We start from the raw sequence: 4,439 nt of genomic DNA, 5'->3' as shown, positions 1-4,439 counted from the left end.
CCAGAATCTCGCCTACGGCCCCAAAATGCGAGGGGCTGCCAAAGCCGAGATCGACCGTCGCGTCGGCGCCATCGCCGAGATGCTGCAGCTGACACCGCTGCTCGACCGCAAGGCCGACCGGCTCTCGGTCAACATCTTGCAGCGGGTAGCGATCGGCCGTTCGGCGATCATGGAGCCGGCGATCTTCCTGCTCGACGAGCCGCTGTCCAATGTCGACGCCGCCTTCCGGGCCGTCATGCGCACCGAACTGAAGCAGTTGCAGCGCCAGTTTCGCCAGACCATGGTCTATGTCACCCACGACCAGCTCGAGGCGATGACCATGGCCGACCGCATCGCGGTCATGGACCATGGCGTGCTGCAGCAGGTCGGCACGCCGCTCGAGGTCTACAACGACCCGGCCAATGTCTTCGTCGCCCGCTTCATCGGCGCGCCGGGCATGAACCTGCTCAAGGGCAGGCCGGCGGAGAGCGATCGTGGGCTGGTCGTCGATCTCGGGCCCTTGGGTATCACGCCGCCGCTGCCGGACGCACTCGCGGCCGCCTTGCGCGGCGCGCGCGGCGAGGTGCTTTACGGATTTCGGCCAGAGCAAGCGACGCTGGTGCAAAATGGGCAAGGCCTCGCCATGCAGGTCACCTTCGTCGAGCGGATCGGCGCGCGCACCATTGTGCATCTCGGGCTGGGTGAGGGCGCTGTGAAAACGGTGTTCGACAATGATGTCGGGCTGGCGATCGGCGACACCGCGATCGTCGCTCCCGCTGCGTCGTCGGTGCGGGTCTTCGACGCCGCTACCGGCCTGGCGATGAAGGCAGGTTGAGATGGCCGATATCGTCTTCCGCAATGTGACCAAGCGCTACGGCGGCACACTCGCCGTCGATGACGCCTCGTTCACGGTCAACGACAATGAGTTCTTCTGCTTCTTCGGTCCGCCGCTGTCGGGCAAGTCGACGATCCTGCGCCTTGTGCTGGGGCTGGAGACACCGGATACCGGAGAAATCCTGATCGGCGGCAGGCCGGTCAACACGGTGTCGCCGGCGGAGCGCAATGTCGCCATGGTGTTCCAGAATCTGGCGCTGTTTCCGCATATGAGCGCGCTCGACAATGTGCGCTTCCCCCTGGTCGAACGGCGGGTCGCCGAGGTCGAGATCAAGAGGCGCGTTGCCGACGTCGCGGCGAAGCTGCATATCGGCCACATCCTGCACAAGCCGCCGGGACAGCTTTCGGGCGGCGAGCGGCAGCGTGTGGCGATTGCGCGTGCGCTTGTGCGCGATCCCAACGCCTATCTGATGGACGATCCGATCTCGGCGCTTGACGCCAGGCTGCGCGAAGAAACGCGCGTCGAACTGAAGCGCATCCAGCGCGAACTCGGCAAGACGCTGATCTATGTCACGCATGACCAGGAAGAGGCGATGTCGGTCGCCGACCGCATCGCCATCCTGGAGGACGGCAGGATCAGGCAGATCGGCGCGCCGGCCGAAATCTATGACCGCCCGGCCAGCACCTATGTGGCGCGGCTGCTCGGCTCGCCGATGATGAACATCCTGAAATCGGTGCGCGGCGAGGGCGGTGTCGAGGCTGCCGAAGGCACGATCCGCATTGCCGACAAGGCTGCTCCCACTGATGCCGTCGAGATCGGACTCAGGCCGGAAGACATCAAGGTCAGACCGTGGCCCATCGAGGGAACAGGGGGCCTAGCCCGCCCGGCGCGGGTGTTCGAGGTCGAGCCGCTTGGCGGCTATACCGTGGTGACGCTCGCTGCCGGGCAGGCGCGGCTGAAGGCATTGCTGCGCGGCCAGCCCGACATCCGGCCGGACGCCTTGGTGGCGATATCCTGCGAGCCGGCCCGCGTGCATTATTTCGGACAGAGCGGGGGAGCGCTGGCACGATGACGGCGGCCGCAAGAAACGAGCTTCGGGAGGATCAGATGGCAAACAAGGGCTTCGAGCCGGACGTGAAGGTCCGCACGAAAGAATACAAGATCGGCTGCGTCGGCGCCGGCATGATCATGGCCGAGTGCCATCTCGCTGCCTACAAGGAAGCTGGCTTCCCAGTGGTGGCGAATGCTTCGCGCACCAGAGCCAGTGCCGAGAAGGTGGCGACGCGCTGGGGCATCCCGACCGTCCACGATACGCCCGAAAAGCTGATCGAGGATACGAATGTCGAGATCATCGACCTTGCCTTTCCGCCGGACCAGCAACCGGCGCTGATCCGCCATGCGCTGAAGCAGAAGCACATCAAGGCAATCCTGGCGCAGAAGCCATTGGCGCTGTCGGTCGAGGAAGCGGTCAAGCTGCGCGACGAGGCGGCGAAGGCCGGCAAGATCCTCTCGGTCAACCAGAACATGCGCTACGACCAGTCGATGCGCGTCTTGAAGCAGATCATGGACAGCGGCGCGCTGGGTGACATCGTCTTCGCGCAGATCGACATGCACGCCATCCCGCACTGGCAGAGCTTCCTCGAGGATTACGACCGGCTGACGCTCGCCAATATGAGCGTGCATCACCTCGACGTGCTGCGCTTCCTGTTCGGCGATCCCGACGAGATCACCACGCTGACGCGCAAGGACCCGCGCACGAAATTCGACCACTCGGACGGCATCACGGTGTCGACGCTGCGGTTCCCGTCCGGCGTGCTCGCCGTGTCGCTGGAGGATGTCTGGTCCGGTCCGCGCCAGGACGGCTACAAGGACGACCAGCACATCAACTGGCGTGTCGACGGCACCAAGGGCGTCGCCAAGGGCAGCATCGGCTGGCCGACGGGCGCTGCCTCGACGCTGACCTATGCCTCGGCCAAGACGACCGGCGGCGAGTGGGTCAGCCCAAGCTGGGACACGATGTGGTTCCCGCATGCCTTTATCGGCGTGATGGAACAGCTCCAGCACGCGGTGAAGACCGGCACGCCTCCGGCGCTGTCGGTCGCCGACAACGTCAAGACGATGGCGCTGGTCGAGGCCGGCTACCGCTCGATCGACGAGGGCCGCACGGTCAAGCTTTCCGAAATCTCGACAACTTCAATCAACTGAATCGCTTACAGGGAGGAATTCACACCATGATGCAGGCAGGTATTTTCACGGGCTATTTCCCGTACGGCCTCGAAGAGACGGCGAAGAAGATCCGCGGGCTCGGTTTCAACACGGTGCAGCTCGACCTACATTTCAAGGATGTCGACCTGTCGGCCGGGCAGATCACCAAGGACAAGGCCAAGAAGGTGCGCGATGTCTTCCGCGACCACAATCTGCCGGTCTGCTGCGTGTCGGGCTACACCAACATCATTCATCCCGACAAGGCCGAGCGCGACAAGCGTGTCGGCTACCTCAAGGAGATCATCCGCAACGCCCGCCATTTCGGCTCGCCTTACGTGATCTCGGAGACCGGCACCTACAACACCGAATCCGACTGGGTGCATCACCCCAAGAACAAGACCGAGGAAGGGTTCGAGGAATGCCGCAAGGTGGTCGCCGACCTCGCCCAGACGGCCTATGACCACGGCGCGGTCTTCCTGCTCGAGACCTATGTCAACAACGTCGTCGGCTCGGTCGAGGAGACTGTGAAGATGTTCGCGCAGGTCGACCATCCCGGCCTCGGCCTGTTGATGGATCCGACCAATTATTTCGAGACGCACAACATCGACAGGATGGACCAGATCCTGAACCAGGTGTTCGACACGCTGACCGACAAGATCAGAATAGCGCACGCCAAGGACGTCAAGCGTTCGGGCGGCGACAAGTCCGAGAAACACGCCGATATTGGCGACGAGGACGCGCTGGAAAGCCATACGTTCCGCGGCGTCGGTGAAATCGAGCTGCCGGCACCGGGCCTCGGTTCGCTGAACTATGACCTCTATCTCCAGCGGCTGGCGGAAAAGCATCCAAATATCCCGGTGATCATCGAGCATCTCTCGGAAGACGACGTGCCGCGTGCCAAGAAATTCCTCGATGGGAAGTTCCGCGCCAACGGTCTGTGACGGTCACTGCGCGCCGTCGATTTGCGGCGGCGCGGCCCAAAAGCAAGGGAAGAAGAAAATGTTGAAATTCGCATTGAAACTGGCGGCCGCCGCAACGCTGCTCGCCGGCGTTTCGTTGAGCGCGCCGGCGTTGGCGCAGGATGGCCAGAAGACCTTCTACCTGCTGTCGCATGGCGGTCCGTCGGATGCATTCTGGCTCGACTGGAATGCCGGCGCCACAAAGGCCTGCGACCAGCTCAAGGTGACCTGCAAGATCTCCTTCAGCGGCGGCGACATGGCAGCGCAGAAGGAGGCCTTCAACTCAGCGCTTGCCGCCAAGCCCGACGGCATCGCCACCACCTCGGCGCAGCCAGGCCTGTGGACCGAGGAGGTCAAGGCGGCCAAGGCAGCCGGCATTCCGATAGTGTTCTTCAACACAGACGATCCGGCGACCGGACGGCAAGCCTATGTTGGCGCAGATCTCAAGGAGGCCGGTGTCA

Annotated in this window: 5 protein-coding genes; all 5 read left to right on the top strand. The window is 63.6% G+C overall.

Annotation, left to right across the window (positions count from 1 at the left end; all coding sequences use genetic code 11):
- Window positions 1-814 (top strand): ATP-binding cassette domain-containing protein (locus tag EN935_RS24020; protein ID WP_127373672.1); only part of this gene is annotated, 814 nt, incomplete at its 5' end.
- 1 nt (window position 815) lies between these two features.
- Window positions 816-1,886, top strand: a complete 1,071-nt coding sequence (locus EN935_RS24015) for an ABC transporter ATP-binding protein (RefSeq protein WP_127264822.1) — start codon at window positions 816-818, stop codon at window positions 1,884-1,886.
- 35 nt (window positions 1,887-1,921) lie between these two features.
- Window positions 1,922-3,019 carry a Gfo/Idh/MocA family oxidoreductase gene (locus EN935_RS24010; protein ID WP_127264823.1) on the top strand — a complete coding sequence of 366 codons (1,098 nt, stop codon included), beginning with the start codon at window positions 1,922-1,924 and terminating at the stop codon, window positions 3,017-3,019.
- A 26-nt stretch (window positions 3,020-3,045) separates the two neighbouring features.
- Entirely contained in the window at window positions 3,046-3,960 is a 915-nt protein-coding gene (locus EN935_RS24005; protein ID WP_127264824.1) for a sugar phosphate isomerase/epimerase, read from the top strand.
- A gap of 58 nt (window positions 3,961-4,018) precedes the next feature.
- The coding region (locus EN935_RS24000) for a substrate-binding domain-containing protein (protein ID WP_164771301.1) at window positions 4,019-4,439 on the top strand (421 nt) is incomplete at its 3' end.

This window comes from Mesorhizobium sp. M7D.F.Ca.US.004.03.1.1 (assembly GCF_003998635.1).
GTDB lineage: Bacteria > Pseudomonadota > Alphaproteobacteria > Rhizobiales > Rhizobiaceae > Mesorhizobium > Mesorhizobium loti.
Note: the sequence above shows the minus strand (reverse complement) of the source record. Positions and strands in the feature narration are given on the sequence as shown.